General features: G+C 70.5%; 19 protein-coding genes and 1 tRNA gene. 6 read left to right on the forward strand and 14 right to left on the reverse strand.

What is annotated here, in order from left to right; genetic code table 11:
• Positions 1 to 24 precede the first annotated feature (24 nt).
• A complete protein-coding gene (locus CSIV_RS13195; RefSeq protein WP_077051842.1) occupies positions 25 to 1,440 on the forward strand; it encodes a sensor histidine kinase in 1,416 nt (471 codons plus the stop codon).
• Positions 1,437 to 2,093 carry a response regulator transcription factor gene (locus tag CSIV_RS13200; protein ID WP_077051843.1) on the forward strand — a complete coding sequence of 219 codons (657 nt, stop codon included), beginning with the start codon at positions 1,437 to 1,439 and terminating at the stop codon, positions 2,091 to 2,093. Before CSIV_RS13195 ends, CSIV_RS13200 begins: the two co-directional genes overlap by 4 nt.
• 292 nt (positions 2,094 to 2,385) lie before the next feature.
• On the opposite strand, the gene CSIV_RS13205 is transcribed toward CSIV_RS13200, so the two are convergent.
• On the reverse strand, positions 2,386 to 3,753 hold the full coding sequence (locus tag CSIV_RS13205) for a PhoH family protein (protein WP_077051844.1): 1,368 nt from the start codon (positions 3,751 to 3,753) through the stop codon (positions 2,386 to 2,388).
• A 185-nt stretch (positions 3,754 to 3,938) separates the two neighbouring features.
• A complete protein-coding gene (locus CSIV_RS13210; protein ID WP_077052659.1) occupies positions 3,939 to 4,712 on the reverse strand; it encodes an isoprenyl transferase in 774 nt (257 codons plus the stop codon).
• Positions 4,713 to 4,869: 157 nt separating this feature from the next.
• On the opposite strand from CSIV_RS13210, the gene trhA reads away from it, so the two are divergent.
• Positions 4,870 to 5,562 (forward strand): PAQR family membrane homeostasis protein TrhA, encoded by a 693-nt coding sequence (gene trhA / locus CSIV_RS13215; protein ID WP_077051845.1) that lies wholly within the window; start codon positions 4,870 to 4,872, stop codon positions 5,560 to 5,562.
• Positions 5,563 to 5,591: 29 nt separating this feature from the next.
• Here trhA and CSIV_RS13220 read toward each other — a convergent pair whose 3' ends face one another.
• On the reverse strand, positions 5,592 to 5,867 hold the full coding sequence (locus CSIV_RS13220) for a hypothetical protein (RefSeq protein WP_077051846.1): 276 nt from the start codon (positions 5,865 to 5,867) through the stop codon (positions 5,592 to 5,594).
• A gap of 63 nt (positions 5,868 to 5,930) precedes the next feature.
• Between CSIV_RS13220 and CSIV_RS13225 the strand changes: the two genes are divergently transcribed.
• Positions 5,931 to 6,326 carry a DUF4307 domain-containing protein gene (locus tag CSIV_RS13225; protein ID WP_077051847.1) on the forward strand — a complete coding sequence of 132 codons (396 nt, stop codon included), beginning with the start codon at positions 5,931 to 5,933 and terminating at the stop codon, positions 6,324 to 6,326.
• Between the two features lie 111 nt (positions 6,327 to 6,437).
• Positions 6,438 to 6,929 carry a transcription elongation factor GreA gene (greA, locus tag CSIV_RS13230; protein WP_077051848.1) on the forward strand — a complete coding sequence of 164 codons (492 nt, stop codon included), beginning with the start codon at positions 6,438 to 6,440 and terminating at the stop codon, positions 6,927 to 6,929.
• A gap of 80 nt (positions 6,930 to 7,009) precedes the next feature.
• On the opposite strand, the gene ilvA is transcribed toward greA, so the two are convergent.
• Together ilvA and CSIV_RS13240 are read right to left on the reverse strand one after the other, a co-directional pair.
• The gene (ilvA, locus tag CSIV_RS13235; protein ID WP_077051849.1) at positions 7,010 to 8,239 is read right to left on the reverse strand and encodes a threonine ammonia-lyase; all 1,230 of its coding nucleotides are present in this window, start codon (positions 8,237 to 8,239) and stop codon (positions 7,010 to 7,012) included.
• Entirely contained in the window at positions 8,236 to 9,426 is a 1,191-nt protein-coding gene (locus CSIV_RS13240) for an AI-2E family transporter (RefSeq protein ID WP_077051850.1), read from the reverse strand. The genes ilvA and CSIV_RS13240 overlap by 4 nt, the downstream gene beginning before the upstream one ends.
• 71 nt (positions 9,427 to 9,497) lie before the next feature.
• Between CSIV_RS13240 and CSIV_RS13245 the strand changes: the two genes are divergently transcribed.
• Positions 9,498 to 10,757, forward strand: coding sequence for a winged helix-turn-helix domain-containing protein (locus CSIV_RS13245; RefSeq protein WP_077051851.1), 1,260 nt, complete (start codon positions 9,498 to 9,500; stop codon positions 10,755 to 10,757).
• Positions 10,758 to 10,779: 22 nt separating this feature from the next.
• On the opposite strand, the gene CSIV_RS13250 is transcribed toward CSIV_RS13245, so the two are convergent.
• The 9 genes from CSIV_RS13250 to CSIV_RS13290 all read right to left on the reverse strand — a co-directional run bounded on the left by CSIV_RS13250 (position 10,780) and on the right by CSIV_RS13290 (position 18,590).
• Complete coding sequence (locus CSIV_RS13250) at positions 10,780 to 11,349, reverse strand: LemA family protein (protein ID WP_077051852.1); 570 nt, start codon at positions 11,347 to 11,349, stop codon at positions 10,780 to 10,782.
• A gap of 132 nt (positions 11,350 to 11,481) precedes the next feature.
• Positions 11,482 to 11,555, reverse strand: a tRNA-Leu gene (locus CSIV_RS13255).
• Between the two features lie 89 nt (positions 11,556 to 11,644).
• Entirely contained in the window at positions 11,645 to 13,030 is a 1,386-nt protein-coding gene (locus tag CSIV_RS13260) for an NAD(P)/FAD-dependent oxidoreductase (RefSeq protein ID WP_077052660.1), read from the reverse strand.
• 8 nt (positions 13,031 to 13,038) lie between these two features.
• Positions 13,039 to 14,349 (reverse strand): S8 family serine peptidase, encoded by a 1,311-nt coding sequence (locus tag CSIV_RS13265; protein WP_077051853.1) that lies wholly within the window; start codon positions 14,347 to 14,349, stop codon positions 13,039 to 13,041.
• Positions 14,346 to 14,864: a DUF501 domain-containing protein gene (locus CSIV_RS13270; RefSeq protein WP_077051854.1), complete on the reverse strand. Its 519-nt coding sequence runs from the start codon at positions 14,862 to 14,864 to the stop codon at positions 14,346 to 14,348. The genes CSIV_RS13265 and CSIV_RS13270 overlap by 4 nt, the downstream gene beginning before the upstream one ends.
• A gap of 51 nt (positions 14,865 to 14,915) precedes the next feature.
• Positions 14,916 to 15,524 (reverse strand): FtsB family cell division protein, encoded by a 609-nt coding sequence (locus CSIV_RS13275; RefSeq protein WP_238592379.1) that lies wholly within the window; start codon positions 15,522 to 15,524, stop codon positions 14,916 to 14,918.
• A gap of 172 nt (positions 15,525 to 15,696) precedes the next feature.
• Positions 15,697 to 16,977 carry a phosphopyruvate hydratase gene (eno, locus tag CSIV_RS13280; RefSeq protein WP_077051855.1) on the reverse strand — a complete coding sequence of 427 codons (1,281 nt, stop codon included), beginning with the start codon at positions 16,975 to 16,977 and terminating at the stop codon, positions 15,697 to 15,699.
• Between the two features lie 61 nt (positions 16,978 to 17,038).
• The gene (locus CSIV_RS13285) at positions 17,039 to 17,746 is read right to left on the reverse strand and encodes an O-methyltransferase (RefSeq protein WP_077051856.1); all 708 of its coding nucleotides are present in this window, start codon (positions 17,744 to 17,746) and stop codon (positions 17,039 to 17,041) included.
• 31 nt (positions 17,747 to 17,777) lie between these two features.
• Positions 17,778 to 18,590, reverse strand: a complete 813-nt coding sequence (locus CSIV_RS13290; RefSeq protein ID WP_238592380.1) for a cytochrome c oxidase assembly protein — start codon at positions 18,588 to 18,590, stop codon at positions 17,778 to 17,780.
• Between the last annotated feature and the right edge of the window lie 50 nt (positions 18,591 to 18,640).

The raw sequence follows: 18,640 nt of genomic DNA on the forward strand, positions 1-18,640 counted from the left end.
GCCGGGGAACGCCATAATCAGAGGATGATCCGCCGCACGAGACCCTTCTCGGCACGCGTGCGGCTCCTCGCGGCGATCCTCGGCGTCGTGCTGCTCGGCCTCATCATCGCCGGCGGCATCACGTTCTTCGTGCAGAGCGAGCGCGTGCTCGCCAACGCCCAGCGACAGCTCGACGGCTTCGTCTCGACCGTGTCCGCCGGCGGACAGGACGCCGCCGACCTGGTCGCGGCCGCCGTGCCCGGCCGCACGGACGGCACGCTGGCCCTGCGCGGAACCGCGGTCCTCGCCTCGACCCCGGCCCCGCCGGGCCTCCCGCTCGCCGACGACGTGGACTTCCTCGCCGAGCTGCGTGCCGCGCTGGATCGCGGCGAGATGCGCGGGCGCCTGGACACGGGCGTCGGCCCGGTCCTCTACGCCGCGGTGGCCGACGAGGATGCCGCGATCGTGCAGGCCATCTCGATCGACCAGCGCATGGAGCTGGTGACCCTGTCGACCCTCACATACGCGATCGCGGGGGCGGGCGTGCTCCTCGCCGTCGGAGTAGCCGGTTGGTTCGTCACGGGCCGCCTGTTCTCGCCGCTGCGGAAGCTCCGCGACACGACCGACGCGATCACGATCGCCGATCTCGGGGTGCGCGTCTCGAGTGAAGGCAACGACGAGATCGCCGACCTGACGGCCTCCGTGAACTCGATGCTCGATCGCCTGGCGATGTCGGTCGCCGCCCAGCGGCAGCTCCTCGACGACGTGCGGCACGAGCTGAAGACGCCGATCACGATCGTCCGCGGCCACCTCGAGACGATGAACCCCGCCGATCCCGAGGACGTCGTCGAGACCCGCGACCTCGGAATCTCCGAGCTCGACCGGCTCTCGCGCCTCGTCGACGACATCGACGCCCTCGCCGACGTCGAAGCCGGTTCGCTGTCGGCGGGAGTCGTCGACGTGAGCGCGCTCACCGACCGCGTCGGCGAACTCGTCGCGGCCATCCCCGAACACACCTGGACGATCGAAGCACGCGGCCGCGGCCGGATCGTCGGCGACCACGACCGTCTCGTCCAAGCGTGGTTGCAGCTCGCCGACAACGCCGCGAAGTACACCCCGGCCGGAAGCCCCATCGAGATCGGCAGCTCCGACGACGGTGTGGTCGCGAAACTGTGGGTCCGCGACCACGGCCCCGGCATCCCTCCCGCCGCCCGTCATCGTGTGTTCCGCCGCTTCGACCGCGTCTCGACCCGACGCGGCGTCGACGGATCCGGGCTCGGCCTGTCGATCGTGGATGCCATCGTGAAGGCGCACGACGGACACTGCACCATCGCCGACACCCCCGGCGGCGGCGCGACCCTGACGATCCACGTGCCCCTGGGCGGAGCGCACACACCGACCCACCTTCCGACGCCCGTCCGTGCCGGCGACGTCGTCCAGCAAAGAGAGGCCACCGGATGACCCGCATCCTCATCGCCGAAGACGAGGAGCGCATCTCTGCGTTCGTGGCCAAGGGTCTGGAGGCCGCCGGCTACCAGACCCTCATCGTCGAGGACGGAGCCGAGGCTCTCGACACCGCGCTCACCGGCGAGGTGGACCTCGTCCTGCTGGACGTGGGGTTGCCGACGATGGACGGCTTCGAGGTGCTGCGGAGCCTGCGCGGGCAAGGGTCGTCGATCCCGGTCATCATGCTCACGGCCCGCACCAGCACCCGCGACACCGTCGACGGACTCGACGCCGGCGCGAACGACTACGTCGCCAAGCCGTTCAAGTTCGACGAGCTGCTCGCCCGCGTCCGTTCGCGCCTGCGCGAGCCGGTGTCGCTCGGGTCGATCACGATCGCGCACGGCGACGTGTCACTCGACGTCCTCACCCGCCGCGCCGCGATCGGCGCGCGGGAGATCGATCTCAGCGCGCGCGAGTTCGCCCTCGCCGAGGAGTTCCTCCGTCACGCCGGGCAGGTGTTGAGTCGGGAACAGTTGCTCAGCCGGGTCTGGGGGCTGGACTTCGATCCCGGCTCCAACGTGGTGGACGTCTACGTCCGATATCTGCGCGCCAAGTTCGGCGCGGCGCGCATCGCCACAGTGCGCGGTGCCGGTTATCGATGGCAATAGACCCCCGAAAACCCAAAAGCCCCCGGTTGGGGGGAAACCGGGGGTATGGGGATGCGGTCCACGGCGGTCTTCCGACGTACCCGAAACGTCGGTGACCTGCACGGCGAACCGTTCTCTTTTCATTTATGGGGGGAACCGCCGAGGCGGTGACGAGGTCTCCCTCGCCATTGACACAACTCTGTCGGTTCCCCGTGAGAATGCGAGGAGGTGCAGATGAGAAAGCTCTCATCTCGCCGGCCCCACAGCAGAGGGGCCGGGATGCGTGGCATCCCGGCCCCTCCGTACGCGATCTCTAGGAGAGCTCTCCGGCCTCCAGCAGCTCGGTGACGAGCGCGGCGATGGCGGACCGCTCCGACCGGGTCAGCGTGACGTGGCCGAAGAGCGCGTGGCCCTTGAGCGTTTCGATGACCGAGGCGACACCGTCGTGGCGGCCGACCCGCAGGTTGTCGCGCTGCCCGACGTCGTGGGTGAGCACGACGCGCGAGTTCTGGCCGATGCGGCTCAGCACCGTCAGCAGGACGTTGCGTTCGAGCGACTGCGCCTCGTCGACGATCACGAACGCGTCATGCAGCGAGCGACCGCGGATGTGGGTGAGGGGCAGAACCTCGAGCATGCCGCGCGCCAGCACCTCTTCGAGTACGTTCCCCGACACCACCGAGCCCAGCGTGTCGAACACCGCCTGCCCCCACGGGCCCATCTTCTCGGCCTGGTCTCCGGGCAGGTAGCCCAGCTCCTGCCCGCCCACGGCGAACAGCGGACGGAAGACGATGATCTTCTTCTGCTGCTGACGCTCCAGCACCGCCTCGAGGGCCGCGCACAGCGCGAGTGCCGACTTGCCGGTCCCGGCGCGGCCTCCGAGCGAAACGATCCCCACCTCCGGGTCGAGCAGCAGGTCGATCGCGATCCGCTGCTCGGCCGAGCGTCCGTGCAGACCGAACGCGTCACGGTCGCCGCGGACGAGCCGGAACTCGCCGTCGCCGGTGACACGACCCAACGCCGAGCCCCGCTCCGAGTGGATGATGAGGCCCGTGTTGACCGGGAGGCCGCGGACGTCGTCGCTGGCGGCGACCTCCGATTCGTACAGGTCGCTGAGGTCGTCTCCCGAGACGTCGATCGAGGCGATCCCGGTCCAGCCCGAGTCCATCGCCTGCTCGGCGAGGTACTCCTCGGCGGAGAGGCCCAGCGACGATGCCTTGACGCGCATCGGCAGGTCCTTCGAGACCACCGTGACCTCGGCGCCGTCGCGCGCGATGTTCATCGCAACCGCGAGGATGCGACTGTCGTTGTCGCCCAGGCGCATGCCCGACGGGAGCACCGAGGGGTCGGTGTTGTTCAGCTCGACGCGGAGCGTGCCGTCGGTGCCCACCGGCACGGGGAAGTCGAGGCGGCCGTGCTCGATGCGCAACTCGTCGAGGTGGCGCAGCGCCTGCCGCGCGAAGTAGCCGATCTCGGGGTCGTGGCGCTTGCCCTCGAGCTCGGTGATCACCACGACCGGGATCACGACCGAATGCTCGGCGAAGCGGAAGAACGCCCGCGGGTCGCTCAACAGGACGGAGGTGTCCAGAACGTAGGTGCGCAGAGCCTGATCGGCTGAGGCATCCGGTTCCGAAACACTGCTGTCGACGACGTTCCGCTGGTCGTACGGTGCTCGTGCAGTCACAACCCACTCCCGACCCGGGTGTCTCACCCGGCTGTCACGAGTCGACCTGTGGGTCACGAGTCGCGATCCGAAGGCCGACTCGACCGGGCTCCGTGCCCGATGACCTCACCGTAAAGCCTTCCGCGGGCACGTGGGGTCGCGAACACGCCCGGAAAAATGACGAGTGCGTTAACGCTGACGCGCGGCTACTGGCCGAATCGGCGGTCGCGCGCGGAGAAGTCGCGGATCGCGCGAAGGAAGTCCACTTCGCGCAGGTCGGGACCGAGCGCCTCGACGAAATAGAACTCCGAGTGCGCCGACTGCCAGAGGAGGAAGTCGCTCAGACGCTGCTCCCCCGAGGTGCGGATGACGAGGTCGGGGTCGGCCTGGCCGCCGGTGTACAGGTGCTCGCCGATCTGCTCGGGAGTGAGGCTCGCCGCCAGCTCCTCGAGCGACCCGCCCCGCTGATCGTGTTTGGCGATGATGCTGCGCACCGCGTCGACGATCTCGCTGCGGCCGCCGTAGCCGACGGCGAGGTTGACGTGCAGACCGGTGTGCGAGCGGGTCCGGTCGGTGACCTCCCGCAGCACCTCGGCGAGGGCGGGGGGCAGATCGTCGGCCCGCCCCACGTGCTGCACACGCCAGTCGGGTTCGTGCGACAGTTCGCGGGCGAGCTCGGCGATGATCTCGATGAGGTCCTCCAGCTCGCGGGAGTCGCGCTTGCGGAGGTTGTCGTTGGACAACAGGTACAGCGAGACGACCTTGATGCCGAGGTCGTCGCACCACCGGAGGAACTCGTGCATCTTGGCCGCGCCGGCGCGGTGGCCGTGTGCGGCGCTGTCGAAGCCGAGCTGCCGCGCCCAGCGGCGATTGCCGTCGATCATCATCGCCACGTGATGCGGCACGGTCGCGGGCATCTGCCGGCGCAGGCGCTGGATGTACAGCCGGTAGAGGGGACCCCGCCCCTCGTTCCTCCACACGCGCGCCACCCGGCTACGCTACCGCGTCGACCTCCGCGCGGCACGGTTCGCCCGTCTCCGCGGCGAGCCGCCGTGGCCCGACCATGTGCCCGCGCGGGTATGCGGGCCGACGTAGGCTCGACGCGTGACGCCTTCCCCCACCGGTGACGGACCGGAGATGCCGCAGCTCCCCCTCCTCGAGGCGGGGGCCGTCGGTGCGCAGGCCGATCTGAAGCCCACCTGGCGCGGCTGGATCCACGCCGGCACGTTCCCCGTGGCCATCGCCGCCGGCATCGTCCTGATCAGCCTCGCGCAGGGTGCTCCGGCGAAATGGGCCTCCGCGGTCTTCATGGCGACGTCGATGCTGCTGTTCGGCAACTCGGCGCTGTACCACCGGTTCAACTGGAAGCCGAAGACGAGGGCGGTGCTCAAGCGCATCGACCACGCCAACATCCTGCTGCTCATCGCGGGGACGTACACGCCGTTGGCCGTCCTGGCGCTGGACACCCCGCAGACGATCCTGCTGCTGTCGATCGTCTGGGGCGGGGCGATCCTCGGGATCTTCTTCCGCGTGTTCTGGATCAACGCCCCGCGCTGGCTCTACGTGGCGCTCTATCTCGCCCTCGGCTGGGCGGCGGTGATGTACATCGTCGACCTGTTGAACGCGAACGTCGCGATGATGGTGCTCGTCGTCATCGGGGGACTGCTCTACACGGCGGGGGCCATCGTGTACGCGCTCAAGCGCCCCAACCCGTGGCCCGGCCACTTCGGCTTCCACGAGATCTTCCACGTGTGCACGGTCCTGGCGTTCCTCTGCCACTGGACGGCGTGCCTGCTGATCGCGATGCACCCCGCCTTCCACGGCGGATAGCGACGGATGCCGCTCCCCCGCGGCGCGGATCAGCTGCGGGGAGCGTCGCGGTCGATGTCTTCGTCGTCGGTCTCGCTGGCGGCTTCGGCCGCGCGGGCCTGCTCCTCGGCATCCAGTTCCGCGTTGACCTCTTCGCGATAGCGCCCGCGCCGGATGCGGCGCAGCATGTCCCACACGAGGAGGAAGACCGCGACGCCGATGAAGGCGACCGCCGCGAAGCCGAGCGGTCCCGGGGTCACGATCGACTCGTCGGGGGTCGTGGCGGGGGTGGGCGTGGCCGCGAGGGCCGCGAGCGCGGTGAGCATGGAGTCCTTCGGTCCGGGCGGGAGCGCGTAGCCTGGAAGTCCAGCCTAAAGCCCGGGGAGACCATGACGACGCAAGCCCAGCTCGACGACCGCTACGGCCGCACCCGGTCGCCGCGTCGGCGGATCGTGCTGTGGAGCGTCGTGGGCGTGGTCGCGGTGACTCTCACCGTCGCGCTCGGATGGACGACCGTGGCGAACAACCTGGCGTCCGTGACCTCCACCGACACCGGATTCGCGGTGACGGATGCCGAGCGCGTCACCATCTCGTTCCAGATCACGGCACCCGTGGGGCAGCCGGTCGCCTGCGCGATCGAGGCGCAGGACGAAGAGCACGGAACCGTCGGGTGGCGGGTCGTGGAGTACCCGGCATCCGAGGATCACACCCGAGCCTTCTCGGAGGAGATCCCGACTCTCGCGCTGGCGACGACGGGTTTTGTCAACTCCTGCTGGGTGCCGTAGTCTCGATCACCAAGACGCGCCCCGGCCCGAAGCCGGGGCGTTCGACATATCCCCCGGCGGTCGGCGGTTTCGCCCTGCCCGACTCCGGCCCGATCGACGAAGGAGACCACCGTGTCCACTGACGCTCAGGTGACGTTCCTCACCCAGGATGCCTACGACCGTCTCGCCAACGAGCTCGAGCACCTCTCGACCACGGGCCGCGAAGAGATCGCCAAGCGCATCGAGATCGCCCGGGAAGAGGGCGACCTGAAGGAGAACGGCGGCTACCACGCCGCCAAGGACGAGCAGGGCAAGCAGGAGGCACGCATCCGCACCCTCCAGGCGCTGCTGAAGAACGCCAAGGTCGGCGAGGCGCCCGAGAGCACGGGCGTCGTCGAGTCCGGCACGGTCGTCACCGCGATCATCGCCGGGGGCGAGGAGAAGTTCCTCCTCGGCAACCGTGAGATCGCCGCCGACTCCGAACTCGACGTGTACAGCGAGGCGTCGCCGCTGGGCGCCGCGATCCTCGGCCTCAAGGAGGGCGACAGCGGCTCGTACACCACGCCCAACGGCAAGCAGATCTCGGTCGAGATCGTGAAGGTCGAGACCTACTCGGGTCAGTGACCGCTACGCGCGAAGAGCCGCTCCCCCGTTCGGGGTGAGCGGCTCTTCGCGTCTCGCCCGGTGTCGCCGGGGCGGGGGCGTCAGTCCGGGACGACGGTGGCGAAGAAGCCGGCTTCCTCCAGCGTGCGGATGACGAGCGCCCGGTGTTCCGCCCCCCGTGTCTCCACGCTCAGCTGCAGGATGACCTCGCTGATCTGCAGGCCCTGTCCGTGCCGCGTGTGCAGCACCTCGATGACGTTGGCGCCGACCTGGGCGAGCAGCTCCGACACGCGGGCGAGCTGCCCGGGGCGGTCCGGGAGCGGGATGCGCAGCGACATGTAGCGACCGGATGCCGACAGCCCGTGGGCCACGACCCTCTGGAGGAGCAGGGGGTCGATGTTCCCGCCGGAGAGGATCGTCACGGTGGTCCCCGTCGCCTGGATCTTCCCGGCGAGGATCGCGGCCACCCCGACCGCGCCCGCGGGTTCGACGACCTGCTTCGCGCGCTCGAGCAGGACGAGCAGCGCCCGCGCGATGTCGTCCTCGGTGACGGTGACGACCTCGTCGACGAACTGCCGGATGAGCTCGAACGGCAGATCACCCGGACGCGCGACGGCGATTCCGTCGGCGATCGTCGGGGTCGTCGGCACCTGGATCGGATACCCCGCCGCGAGGGAGGTGGGATAGGCGGCGGAGTTCTCCGCCTGGACGCCAATGATCCGCACGCGGCGCCCCTCGGCGGCCGCCCGCGCCTTGACCGCGGCGGCCACGCCGGCGGCGAGACCGCCGCCGCCGATCCCGACGATGACGGTGTCCAGATCCGGCAGGTCTTCGACGAGCTCCAGGCCGAGCGTCCCCTGACCCACGACGATGTCGCGGTGATCGAACGGATGGATCAGCACCGCGCCCGTGCGTTCGGCGAACTCGGCCGCGAGGCGGAGAGGCGTCTCGACGGTCGCCCCCTCCAGGATCACCTCGGCGCCGTACCCGCGGGTCGCGAGGAGCTTGGGCACCGGCACGCCGAGCGGCATGAAGATCGTGGCCGTGATGCCGAGCTGCTGCGCCGCGAGGGCGACGCCCTGCGCGTGGTTGCCCGCGGATGCCGCGACGACGCCGCGAGCCCGTTCCTCGGCGGTGAGGCGCGACAGGCGGTACGTCGCTCCGCGGATCTTGAACGATCCGGTCCTCTGCAGATTCTCGAGCTTGAGGTGCACGGGCACGCCGAGCAGCTCGGTCAGGTGCAGCGACTCGTCGAGCGGGGTCCGCGTGATGATGCCGCGCAGGGTCTGCGCGGCATCCTCGAACTCGGCCAGGGTGGGCGTGTCGTTCATGATCTCCTTCCGCGTTCGCGGGGCACGGTCTGCCAGATGAGGTCGGCGGAGTCGACGGCGGAACCGCCGTCCCGCCACGCATGGCTGCTGAGGTACACCGAGACGACGTTGACGAACGCGGCGAGCGGCACCGCGAACAGCGCACCGGGGATGCCGCCGATCATCGCCCCGCCGGCGACGACGAGGACCACCGCCAGCGGGTGAACCTTCACGGCGGATCCCATGAGGATCGGCTGCAGCACGTGACTCTCGATCTGCTGAACGCCCAGCACGACGATGAGCATGAATAGCGCGATCAGCGGCCCGTTGTAGACCAGCGCGATGAAGACCGCGAGGGCCCCGGTCACCACGGCGCCGACGAACGGGATGAACGCGCCCAGGAACACCAGGACGCCGATCGGGATCGCGAGCGGCACACCGAGCAGGAACGCGCCCAGGCCGATGCCGATCGCGTCGATCGTGGCCACGAGCAGCTGCGTGCGGGCGTAGGTGATGACGGTGCGCCACCCGGCGCGCCCGGCGCCGTCGACCGCGGGGCGCGCGACGCGCGGGAACAGCCGCGTCGTCCAGCGCCAGATGCCGCCGCCGTCGGCCAGAAGGCAGAGCAGGATGAACAGCGTCAGCAGCAGCCCCGTGCCGACGTGGCCGATCGTCGTCCCGATCGCCAGCGCCCCCGTCCACAGCACCTCGGCCTGCTGCTGCAGGAACGTCCCCGCCTGGCGGAGCCCGTCGTCGATCTGCTGCGCCGACAGGTGCAGGGGCCCGTCGATGAGGTACTGGCGGAACTGGCCGATCGCTTCCACCGTGCGGTCGCGCACCGAGCCGAATTCTCGCGTGATCTGCCAGACCGCGAGCCACAGCAGCCCCGAGATCACGGCGATCGTCCCGAGCACCGTGACGACGATGGCGAGCCAGCGCGGCCACCGGTGCCGCAGGAGGAACGAGAACGCGGGCCACACGAGCGCGGTGATGAGGATCGCGACCAGCAACGGGATGACCAGGAGCTTCAGCTGGATGACCAGCCACACCACCACGCCGATGGCGGCCGCGATGACCAGCAGTCGCCACGAGTAAGCGGTGGCCTGGCGCAGCGCCGCGGGGACCGCCGGCGAGAGGTCGCTCGAGACGGTGCGCCGACGCAGGGCGTCGAAGAACGATCCGCGGTCCTCGGGATCGGTTCCGGTCATCCCGTCAGCCTACCGCCGCCCTCGCTCCGGGAACGCCCGGAATGTCGGCGGCCATGCCTACGCTGGAATGTATGACGACGACCCTTCGCCGCGCCGAGGCACGCCGCATCGCGCTCGCCGCCCAGGGCCTCGGACGCCCGCGTCCCGCGGTGGTCGGTACCCGCCAGATCACCTCGACGCTCCGGCGCATGCGGATCCTGCAGATCGACTCCGTCAACGTCTTCTCCCGCAGCCACTACATGCCGCTGTTCGCCCGCCTCGGGGCCTACGACACGGCTCTGCTCGATCGCCTGGCGTTCGCGCGCCGCCCGCGGTGGGTGGAGTCCTGGGCGCATGTGGCATCCCTCGTCGAGGTCGCCGACTGGCCGCTGCTGCAGTTCCGCCGCGACGCGGCGCGCGAGAAGTACGGCAACGACGACTGGGCGGAGGCCAACGCCGCACTGCTGGGCTGGCTGCGCGACGAGCTCGCGGCGCGGGGACCGCTCCGCCCCGCCGACATCGAACACGATGCACGCGCGGGGTCGCGCGGATCGTGGTGGGGATGGGACGACGTCAAGAACGGCCTCGAGCGATTGTGGCTCATGGGTGACGTCGCGATCGCGGGCCGTCGCGGGTTCGAGCGACGATACGCGCTGGCCTCCGACGTGCTGCCGCCCGAGGCCCTCGACTCCCCCGTCCCCCGGGCCGAGGCCATCCACGAGCTCGTCCGACGCGCCGCCGCCGCGTACGGCGTCGCGACCGCCGCCGACCTCGCGGACTACTGGCGCATCCGCGACCGCCCCGCCGTTCTCGGCGCCGTGCGCGACCTCGTCGACGCCGGCGAGCTCGAGCCCGTCGTCGTCGAGGGGTGGCAGGTCGCCGGTCGGCCCGCCAAGGCCTGGCTGCACCGGGATGCCGCCCGCCCCCGCCGCGTCGATGCGACGGCGGTCCTGACCCCGTTCGACCCCGTCGTGTGGTTCCGCGACCGCGCCGAGCGGCTGTTCGACTTCGACTACCGCATCGAGATCTACACCCCGGCCGAGAAGCGGCGCTTCGGCTACTACTCGCTGCCCGTGGTCGTCGGCGACGATGTGGTCGGACGCGTTGATCTCAAGGCCGACCGGGGCGCCTCCGCGCTGCGGGTGCAGTCGGCGTGGTGGGAGCACGGCGCCCCCGCGGATGCCGCCGAGCGGCTTGCCGCCGAACTGCGGACCGCCGCGGAATGGCAGGGGCTCGAGCGCGTGACCGTATCCCGGTGGGGCGACGCCGCCGACGCCCTCGCCGGAGCCCTGCGCGCCGAACGGCACGAGCACTCCCGGAACGACGCCGCCCCCTCACCCGTGACGGGCTGAGGGGGCGGCGGAGTCGGTGCCGTCAGAACTGGACGCGCGGCGGCTCGGAGATCGCGGCGCCGTCGACGACCTCGAAGAACTCCCGCGCCTGGAAGCCCAACTGGCGGGCGAAGAGGTTGTTGGGGAACACCTTGATCTTGGTGTTGAGCTCGCGCACACCGCCGTTGTAGAACCGGCGCGATGCCTGGATCTTGTCCTCGGTGTCGACGATCGACTGCTGCAGCTGCAGGAAGTTCTGGCTCGCCTGAAGCTGCGGATACGCCTCGGCGACGGCGAACAGCGACCGCAGCGCCTGCTGCATGTGGCCCTCGGCGACGCCCGCCTCCGCGGGGCTCTGCGCCGAGATCGTCTCGGCGCGGGCGCGCGTCACGTTCTCGAACACGGCCTTCTCGTGGGCCGCGTACCCCTTCACCGTCTCGATGAGGTTGGGGAGGAGATCGGCGCGACGCTTGAGCTGGACGGTGATGTCGCTCCACGCCTCGTCGACCCGGACGTTGAGGGAGACCAGGGCGTTGTACGTCGCCCACAGATAGATCCCCGCGATCGCCAGGATTGCGACGATCACGATGACGGGGACGAGCCACTCCCACATGTTCCGGTTCTCCGTTCGACGACTGCCGCACAATCCTAACGGCGGCGGCGGCGCGCACCAGGGGCCTGGGAACGACTCCCAGTCGATACGCATGCAACGCGATGAGCGATGCGCGCGCGGCGCCCCGACACGTACCCCCGGTGGGACTCGAACCCACACCTGGAGCGATTTTAAGTCGCCTGCCTCTGCCATTGGGCTACGGGGGCGGATGCCACGCTCCACCGTAGCGCGGAGGGTGACGGCATCCGGAAACGACGAGACCCCCGCACGCGACGTGCGGGGGTCTCGAGCGCGATCACTTGGCGGCGACGGCCTCGGGCTTCTTGTCGGCCGGGGCCGGCTCGGCCGCGGGCTGCGCCGGACGCGGGCGGGCGGCGAACTCCTCGAACGTGGCGCGCGGGTTCTGCACGGCCTCCAGCGACACCGTCTCGCGGCCGTGGAAGAAGTTCTGCACCCAGTCGCCGACGACGCGGAACTTGCGCTCCCACGTCGGCATGGCCAGGCCGTGGTAGCCACGGTGGGCGAACCACGCGAGGAGACCCGTGAGCGCGATCTTCCCGGACTGGAACGCACCGTTGTACAGACCGAGCCCGGCGACCGCGCCGAGGTTCTTGTGGAAGTACTGCTTGGGCTCCTCGCCGCGGAGGACCGCGACGATGTTCTTCGCCATGAGCTTGCCCTGACGCACCGCGTGCTGCGCGTTCGGGACGCAGAAGCCGCCCACGCCGCCACCCGAGAGGTCGGGGACGGCCGACACGTCTCCGGCGGCCCAGGCACCCTCGACGAACTCCTCGTCGGTGCCCACGCGCAGGTCGGGACGGGTGCGGATGCGACCGCGCTCCTCGACCGGCAGGTCGCTGCCGCGCACGACGGTCGGGTTGGCCATGACGCCGGCGGTCCAGATGATGAGGTCGGTGGGCAGCTGCTCACCGGTGGAGAGCTCGACGACGCCGTCGACGGCGCCCTTGACCTGCGTGTCGAGGTGCACGAACGCACCCTTCTTCGCCAGGTCGGCCAGCACCCACTCGCTCGTCTTCTGCGACACCTCGGGCATGATGCGGCCCATCGCCTCGATGAGGTGGAAGTGCGTGTCGTCGAAGGTCAGCGTCGGGTACTGCTTGAGCAGCGACGACGCGTACGCGCGCAGCTCGGCGAACACCTCGATGCCGGCGAAGCCACCGCCGACGACCACGACGGTCAGCAGACGGTCGCGCTCGGGACCGGCGGGAAGCACCGACGCCTTGTCGAAGTTCGAGGTGAGACGGTCGCGGATCGCGACGGCCTCTTCGATCGTCTTCAGACCGATCGCGTTCTCGGCGATGCCCGGGATCGGGAACGTGCGCGAGACGGCGCCGGCGGTGACGACGATCTGGTCGTACTCCCGCGTCCAGGTGTCGTCGCCCGCGATCGGCGTGATCGTGGCGGTCTTGGTGGCGTGCGAGATGCCGGTGACCTTGCCCGCGATGACGGTCGTGCGCTTCAGGTGGCGACGGAGACCGACGACGACATGGCGGGCCTCGATCTCACCGGCCGCGACCTCGGGGAGGAAGGGCTGGTACGTCATGTACGGCAGCGGGTCGACGAGAGTGACCTCGGCCTCGTTGCGGCCGAGGAGCTTCTCGAGCTTCCACGCAGTGTAGAAACCCGCGTAGCCTCCGCCGACGATGAGGATCTTGGGCACGGTGCTGGTCACGATGGAAGAGACTCCTGGTTTGTGGTGCGGCTCGGCTCGCGAGAAATGCGCGCCTTACGGATACGCCGGGCAGCAGCACTGACGCCGAGCGTGATCATTATAGCGGCGAGGGTCGCGCCCGCGAGCGGCAGCGTCCCGTAGAGCAGGCTGTCGCGGGTCGGCAGCAGCGGCGACGACGCGCGGGGCGCGGACTCCACCGGCGGGAGCGCCGGGATCTCCACCGGTGCGGACGTCGCTGCACCGGTGGGCGCGGGGGCGTTCGCCCGTCGGTAGAGCCGCACCCACTCGGCCAGGTCACCGAGCGGATTCGACGACACCGACGGCACCGAGACCGACGACACGGCGGCCGCGGCGTCGACGAGTCCGTATCCGTAGAGCGGGTCCTGACCCGACCCCGCGCCGGGGGCGGACTTGGCGGTGCGGATCAGCCGATTCAGCACGTTGTCGGCATCCAGGTCCGGATGTGCGGCGCGGACCAGCGCCGCAATGCCGGAGACGATGGGCGCAGCGCCGCTCGTCCCGTTCCACTGCACCAGCGAGCCGTCGGCGGACACCCCGAGCAGACGCTCGCTCGGCGCGGAGAGACCGATGGTGATGCCCTGGGTGGAGGCGTCGTTGCTGGCCGTGCCCGACGGGTCGACGCCGCCGACGGCGAGGACCCCGGGGATGGTCGCGGGCGCACCGACGCGCGAGGTGCCGCTCCCCCGGTTGCCGGCGGCCACGACCACGACCACGTCGTGATCGAACGCGTACTGGAACGCCTCATCCCAGCTCGGGTCCCAGTCCAGGGTGTTCGTGGTCAGCGACATGTTGATGACCGTCGCCCCCTGGTCGACGGCCCAGTGCATCGCGTCGACGATCTGTTCGGTGAACGACTTGGAGGTCACGGAGCCGAAGCCGACCGATATCGAGAGGAGCTCGGCATCCGGGGCGACGCCGATCATGCCCTTACCGTCGCCCGTGCCCCGCGACGCGGCGAGCGAGGCCACCCAACTGCCGTGGTTGGAATCGACCGCGCCGACCGGGGTGCGCCCGTCGGCGGCACCGACTCCCGAGACGTCGGTGCCGCCGACGACGGCACCGGAGAATTCGACCGGGCCGCGGGCGATACCGGTGTCGATGATCGCGATCTTCTGCCCCGCGCCGCGGGTGGTCTTCCACGCCTCCGTGATGCCGTACTGATCGAGCCAGTACTCCGACGCGCGGACGGGGTCGACGGAATCCTGGGGAGTCGGGGTGGTCGCCGCGCCCGTCAGCACCACGACGCCCACGACGACGGATGCCACGGCCGCGACGACGCGTCTCATCCGCCCGCCCCGGGAGTCTCGCACTCGCAGCGCTCCGGCGACCAGGTGCCGCGGGACAGGGCCAGGTCGCCGATGGGGTTCACGCCGGGACCCGCCGCCAGGGCGTGCCCCGCCAGGGCATGGAGGCACTTCACGCGCGTGGGCATCCCCCCGGCCGAGATCCCCGCGATCTCCTCGGGCTCGCCGTACACCGCGCGGTCGCGGAGGTACGCCTCGTGCGCCGCCCCGTAGGCGGCGCGGAGATCGTCGTCGGCGGCGAGCTCGTCGGAGAACTCCTTCATCACGTGACCCGCCTCGAGCACCGACATCGCCGCCGTGGCCGCGGGGTGCGTGAGGTAGTAGAACGTCGGGAAGGGGCTGCCGTCGTCGAGCCGCGGAGACGTGGCGACGACGGTCGGGTTGCCGCAGACGCACCGCGCCGCGATGCCGACGACTCCGCGCGGGACACGACCGAGCTGCGACTGCAGCACGTCGAGGTCGGCGTCGGATGCGGGGGGCAGGGGCGGGGTGCTCATCGCATCCAGGGTACCCGGCGGTGTCCGCGGCACCGATCGGGCGGTCCTCGCTCAGGGAGCCGGTGTCGACGCGGCGGGGTCGGGAACGCCGATGCTCGGAACCGCGACCTGCGCGGCGCCGGCCGAGGTCACCGACCGCACGAGCTGCGACATCCAGTCGGTCCGGGTCTGGTTGACCTCCTGCACGACGTCCTGCTGCTCCTGGGGGGCCGCCGATGCGGGCAGGTCGTCGTCGATGAGGTACACGACCTCGCCGGGCATCGTGTAGTACAGCCGTTCGCGCGCCTGAGTGGTGATGTACGCGGGATCCGACCATCGCTCGCGCTGCGACTGCAGGTCGGCGACCTCGCTCTCGCTGAGCGCGACGGCGCTGCGCAGGGCCTGGATCTGCTGGCGCTGGTCCATGTACGTGCCCACCGTCGGGACGAGCACGAAGGTGCCGAGCACCACGAGACCCAGCATGATGACGACGAACCCCGAGATGCGCAGGCCGCCGAGCCACTCGCGGACGTCGACGCGGCGCGCGGCCGGACGGGTCCGGGTCGGAACGGCGGGACGCGGGGTCGACTCCCGCGCGGCACGCGTACGCCGGCGCTTCGACACGGCAGGTGCCGGCGCCTCGTTCCGTCCGCGGGGGGACGGGAGCGTCGGTCGATCCACGACGTCTCCTTCCTCGCACCCGCGGCGCTGCCCGCGACGGCCGGTATCCGACTCTACGTCGCGGGACACCGTCGCTCGGATGACGCGCCGGGCTCACGGCATCCCCTCGGCCGGGCACCGCGAACGACGAAGGGGGGAGCCGATCGACTCCCCCCTTCTGGCGCGGGTGCGTTCAGCCCTTGAAGCGGGGGAACGCCGAGCGGCCGGCGAAGACGGCGGCGTCGCCGAGGTCCTCCTCGATGCGCAGCAGCTGGTTGTACTTGGCGACGCGCTCGCTGCGGGCCGGGGCACCGGTCTTGATCTGGCCGGCGTTCACGGCGACGGCGAGGTCGGCGATCGTGGTGTCCTCGGTCTCACCCGAACGGTGCGACAGCATCGAGGTGTAGCCCGAACGGGTCGCGAGGGCGATGGCATCCAGGGTCTCGGACAGCGTGCCGATCTGGTTGACCTTCACCAGGAGCGAGTTGGCGACACCGAGGTCGATGCCCTGCTTCAGGCGCTTGGGGTTGGTGACGAACAGGTCGTCGCCGACGAGCTGGACCTTCGAGCCGATGGCGTCGGTGAGCTTCTTCCAGCCGTCCCAGTCGTCCTCGGCGAGGGCGTCCTCGATGGTGACGATCGGGAAGTTCGCGACGAGGTCGGCGAAGTAGTCGACCAGGGTGTCGACGCTCCACTCCTTGCCCTCGACGGTGTAGACGCCGTCCTTGTAGAACTCGGTGGCGGCGACGTCGAGGCCGACGGCGATGTCCTGGCCGGGGGTGAATCCGGCCTTCTCGATCGCGCGGATGAGGAAGTCGAGGCCCTCGCGGTTGCTGGGCAGGTCGGGGGCGAAGCCGCCCTCGTCGCCGAGACCGGTGTTGTAGCCCGCGGACTTCAGCTCGCCCTTGAGGACGTGGTAGACCTCGGTGCCCCACCGGAGCGACTCGCCGTAGGTCTCGGCGCCAATGGGCGCGAGGAAGAACTCCTGGAAGTCGATGCCGTTGTCGGCGTGCTCGCCACCGTTGATCACGTTGAACAGCGGCACGGGAAGCAGGTGCGCGTTCGGGCCGCCCAGGTAGCGGAACAGGGGCAGGTCGGCGCTGTCGGCGGCGGCCTTGGCGACGGCGAGCGAGACGCCGAGGATCGCGTTCGCGCCGGTGCGCGACTTGTTCTCGGTGCCGTCGGTCTCGATGAGGATCTCGTCGATGATGCGCTGCTCGCTGGCCTCGACGCCCTCGATCGCGGGGCCGAGCTCGTCGACGACCGCGGCGACGGCCTTCAGGACGCCCTTGCCGCTGTAGCGGCTCTTGTCGCCGTCGCGAAGCTCGTAGGCCTCGAACGCGCCGGTGGACGCGCCGGAGGGGACGGCCGCGCGCTGGACGATGCCGTCGTCGAGGAGCACCTCCACCTCGACGGTCGGGTTACCGCGCGAATCCAGGATCTCGCGCGCGTTGACAGCCTCGATAAGTGCCACGAAGGACTCCTCGTTGGTTCTGGGTGGAAGAGAGCGGAGCGTCGTCGGTCCGAGGTCGAGTCTAGTGATCGCGGTCGGAGCGTGTGGGGCGAGGATCGGGCCCGGATGCCACGGCGTCGGTCAGGAGGGCCAGGGCGAGCCCGTCCCACCCCTTGCAATCGAGCGTCTGCAGGGCGGTCGCGTCGAAACGGGGGTCCTCCCCCAGCATCACGACGCCCGCCCTCGCGCCCGCGACCTTCGTGTCGCCGGGGGGCGGATCGGCGACGGCGCCGGCGCGGACGACGTTGTCGAGCACGACCACGGTCCCGGGGCGCCCGAGGCGCGCCGCCCAGTCGAGGTACCCGGGGTTCGATTCCTTGTCGGCGTCGATGAAGACGAGGTCGAACGGCTCCTCGCCGACGAGGGTCGGGAGCACGTCGAGACCCCGGCCGACCCGGATCTCGACCCGGTCGGCCACCCCGGCACGCGACAGGTTGTCGTGGGCGAGGCGGGCGTTCCGCTCCTCCGCCTCGATCGTCACGACCCGACCGCCCTCGGGCAGGGCGCGGGCGAGCCAGATCGTCGAGTACCCGCCGAGCGTGCCGATCTCCAGGACGCGCCGCGCCCCGCTGATCCGCACGAGCAGGTGCAGGAGTTTCGCGCTGACCGGGGACACCTCGATCGCGGGGAGCCCCGCCTCCTGCTGCGCGGCGAGCGCGGCATCCAGGGCGGGATCGCGCCCGATCAGGGTGTCGGTGAGGAACGCGTCGACGTCGTCGTGTGTGGGCACTCCCCCAGCCTGACGAGGCCCGGTCCGCGGGTCAACGGGGTCGGTGGAGGTGGGCGCGGGTCATCTCGTCGTACTCCTCGTCGGTGAGGTCGTCGACGGTCTTCGCCTCGGCCCGGTCGGTCCGCATCCACCGGATCATGAGGATCACGAGGATCGGGACGTCGGCGAACTCGGCGATGAACCAGATGAGGTCGCCGGCGAGGTGCTGGTCGTGCAGCGTCGAGGGCCACCACGACACCGCCCGCGCGGCATCCGGGATCAGGTCGAGCACCGTGTCGTTGAGGCGCAGGAGCAGGCCCGGGACGGAATCGATGAGGAGCTCGACGAACGCGAGCAGGAACTCGATCGCGATGAAGGTCCCCGTGTGGACGGCGCCGAGCGCCATCATCGGCAGCACCATCGCCAGGCCCACCAGCGGCACGACGACGCCGAGCGACGCCTCGATGACCGGGTTCACGCGCAGGATGCCGGCCACGGGCGTGAGGAACAGGCAGAACACGGCGGCGATGACGACGGTGGCGACCATCGCGTTGCCGGTGATGCGCACGATCCGGGTCGCGAGCAGTCGCTCGAGACGCGCGCGGCCGCGATCGCCGGTCGCGCGGGAGTACAGCTCGAGCGGGCGACCCGCCGCGACACCCGCGGGGACCGCGAAGATCAGCAGCGCGATGCGGGTCGAGAAGGCCCAGCGCAGCTCCGACGAGTACGTCCCGAGGAAGCCCAGTTCGATCACCGCGTACGGTGCGAGCCCGAGCCCGAAGAAGCCGATCGTGCGCAGCACCGGCCATGCTTCTCCGCGGCGCCGCACGCGGACCACCCCGACGATGGAGGCGATGGATGCCACGAGCAGCACGCCGAGCGGGACGGGTGCGGCGTGCCAAGTGGCGAAGAGGA

Source organism: Microbacterium sp. CSI-V (assembly GCF_001984105.1).
Lineage (GTDB): Bacteria > Actinomycetota > Actinomycetes > Actinomycetales > Microbacteriaceae > Microbacterium.

What these genes read in the sequence shown, in the direction of transcription:
- CSIV_RS13250 (WP_077051852.1), bottom strand. Translation starts at nt 11,349, where the DNA reads ATGTGGGAGTGGCTCGTCCCCGTCATCGTGATCGTCGCAATCCTGGCG.
- CSIV_RS13245 (WP_077051851.1), top strand. Translation starts at nt 9,498, where the DNA reads ATGACGACGACCCTTCGCCGCGCCGAGGCACGCCGCATCGCGCTCGCC.
- trhA (WP_077051845.1), top strand. Translation starts at nt 4,870, where the DNA reads ATGCCGCAGCTCCCCCTCCTCGAGGCGGGGGCCGTCGGTGCGCAGGCC.
- CSIV_RS13200 (WP_077051843.1), top strand. Translation starts at nt 1,437, where the DNA reads ATGACCCGCATCCTCATCGCCGAAGACGAGGAGCGCATCTCTGCGTTC.
- CSIV_RS13270 (WP_077051854.1), bottom strand. Translation starts at nt 14,864, where the DNA reads ATGAGCACCCCGCCCCTGCCCCCCGCATCCGACGCCGACCTCGACGTG.
- CSIV_RS13240 (WP_077051850.1), bottom strand. Translation starts at nt 9,426, where the DNA reads ATGACCGGAACCGATCCCGAGGACCGCGGATCGTTCTTCGACGCCCTG.
- CSIV_RS13225 (WP_077051847.1), top strand. Translation starts at nt 5,931, where the DNA reads ATGACGACGCAAGCCCAGCTCGACGACCGCTACGGCCGCACCCGGTCG.
- CSIV_RS13220 (WP_077051846.1), bottom strand. Translation starts at nt 5,867, where the DNA reads ATGCTCACCGCGCTCGCGGCCCTCGCGGCCACGCCCACCCCCGCCACG.
- CSIV_RS13195 (WP_077051842.1), top strand. Translation starts at nt 25, where the DNA reads ATGATCCGCCGCACGAGACCCTTCTCGGCACGCGTGCGGCTCCTCGCG.
- ilvA (WP_077051849.1), bottom strand. Translation starts at nt 8,239, where the DNA reads ATGAACGACACGCCCACCCTGGCCGAGTTCGAGGATGCCGCGCAGACC.
- CSIV_RS13265 (WP_077051853.1), bottom strand. Translation starts at nt 14,349, where the DNA reads ATGAGACGCGTCGTCGCGGCCGTGGCATCCGTCGTCGTGGGCGTCGTG.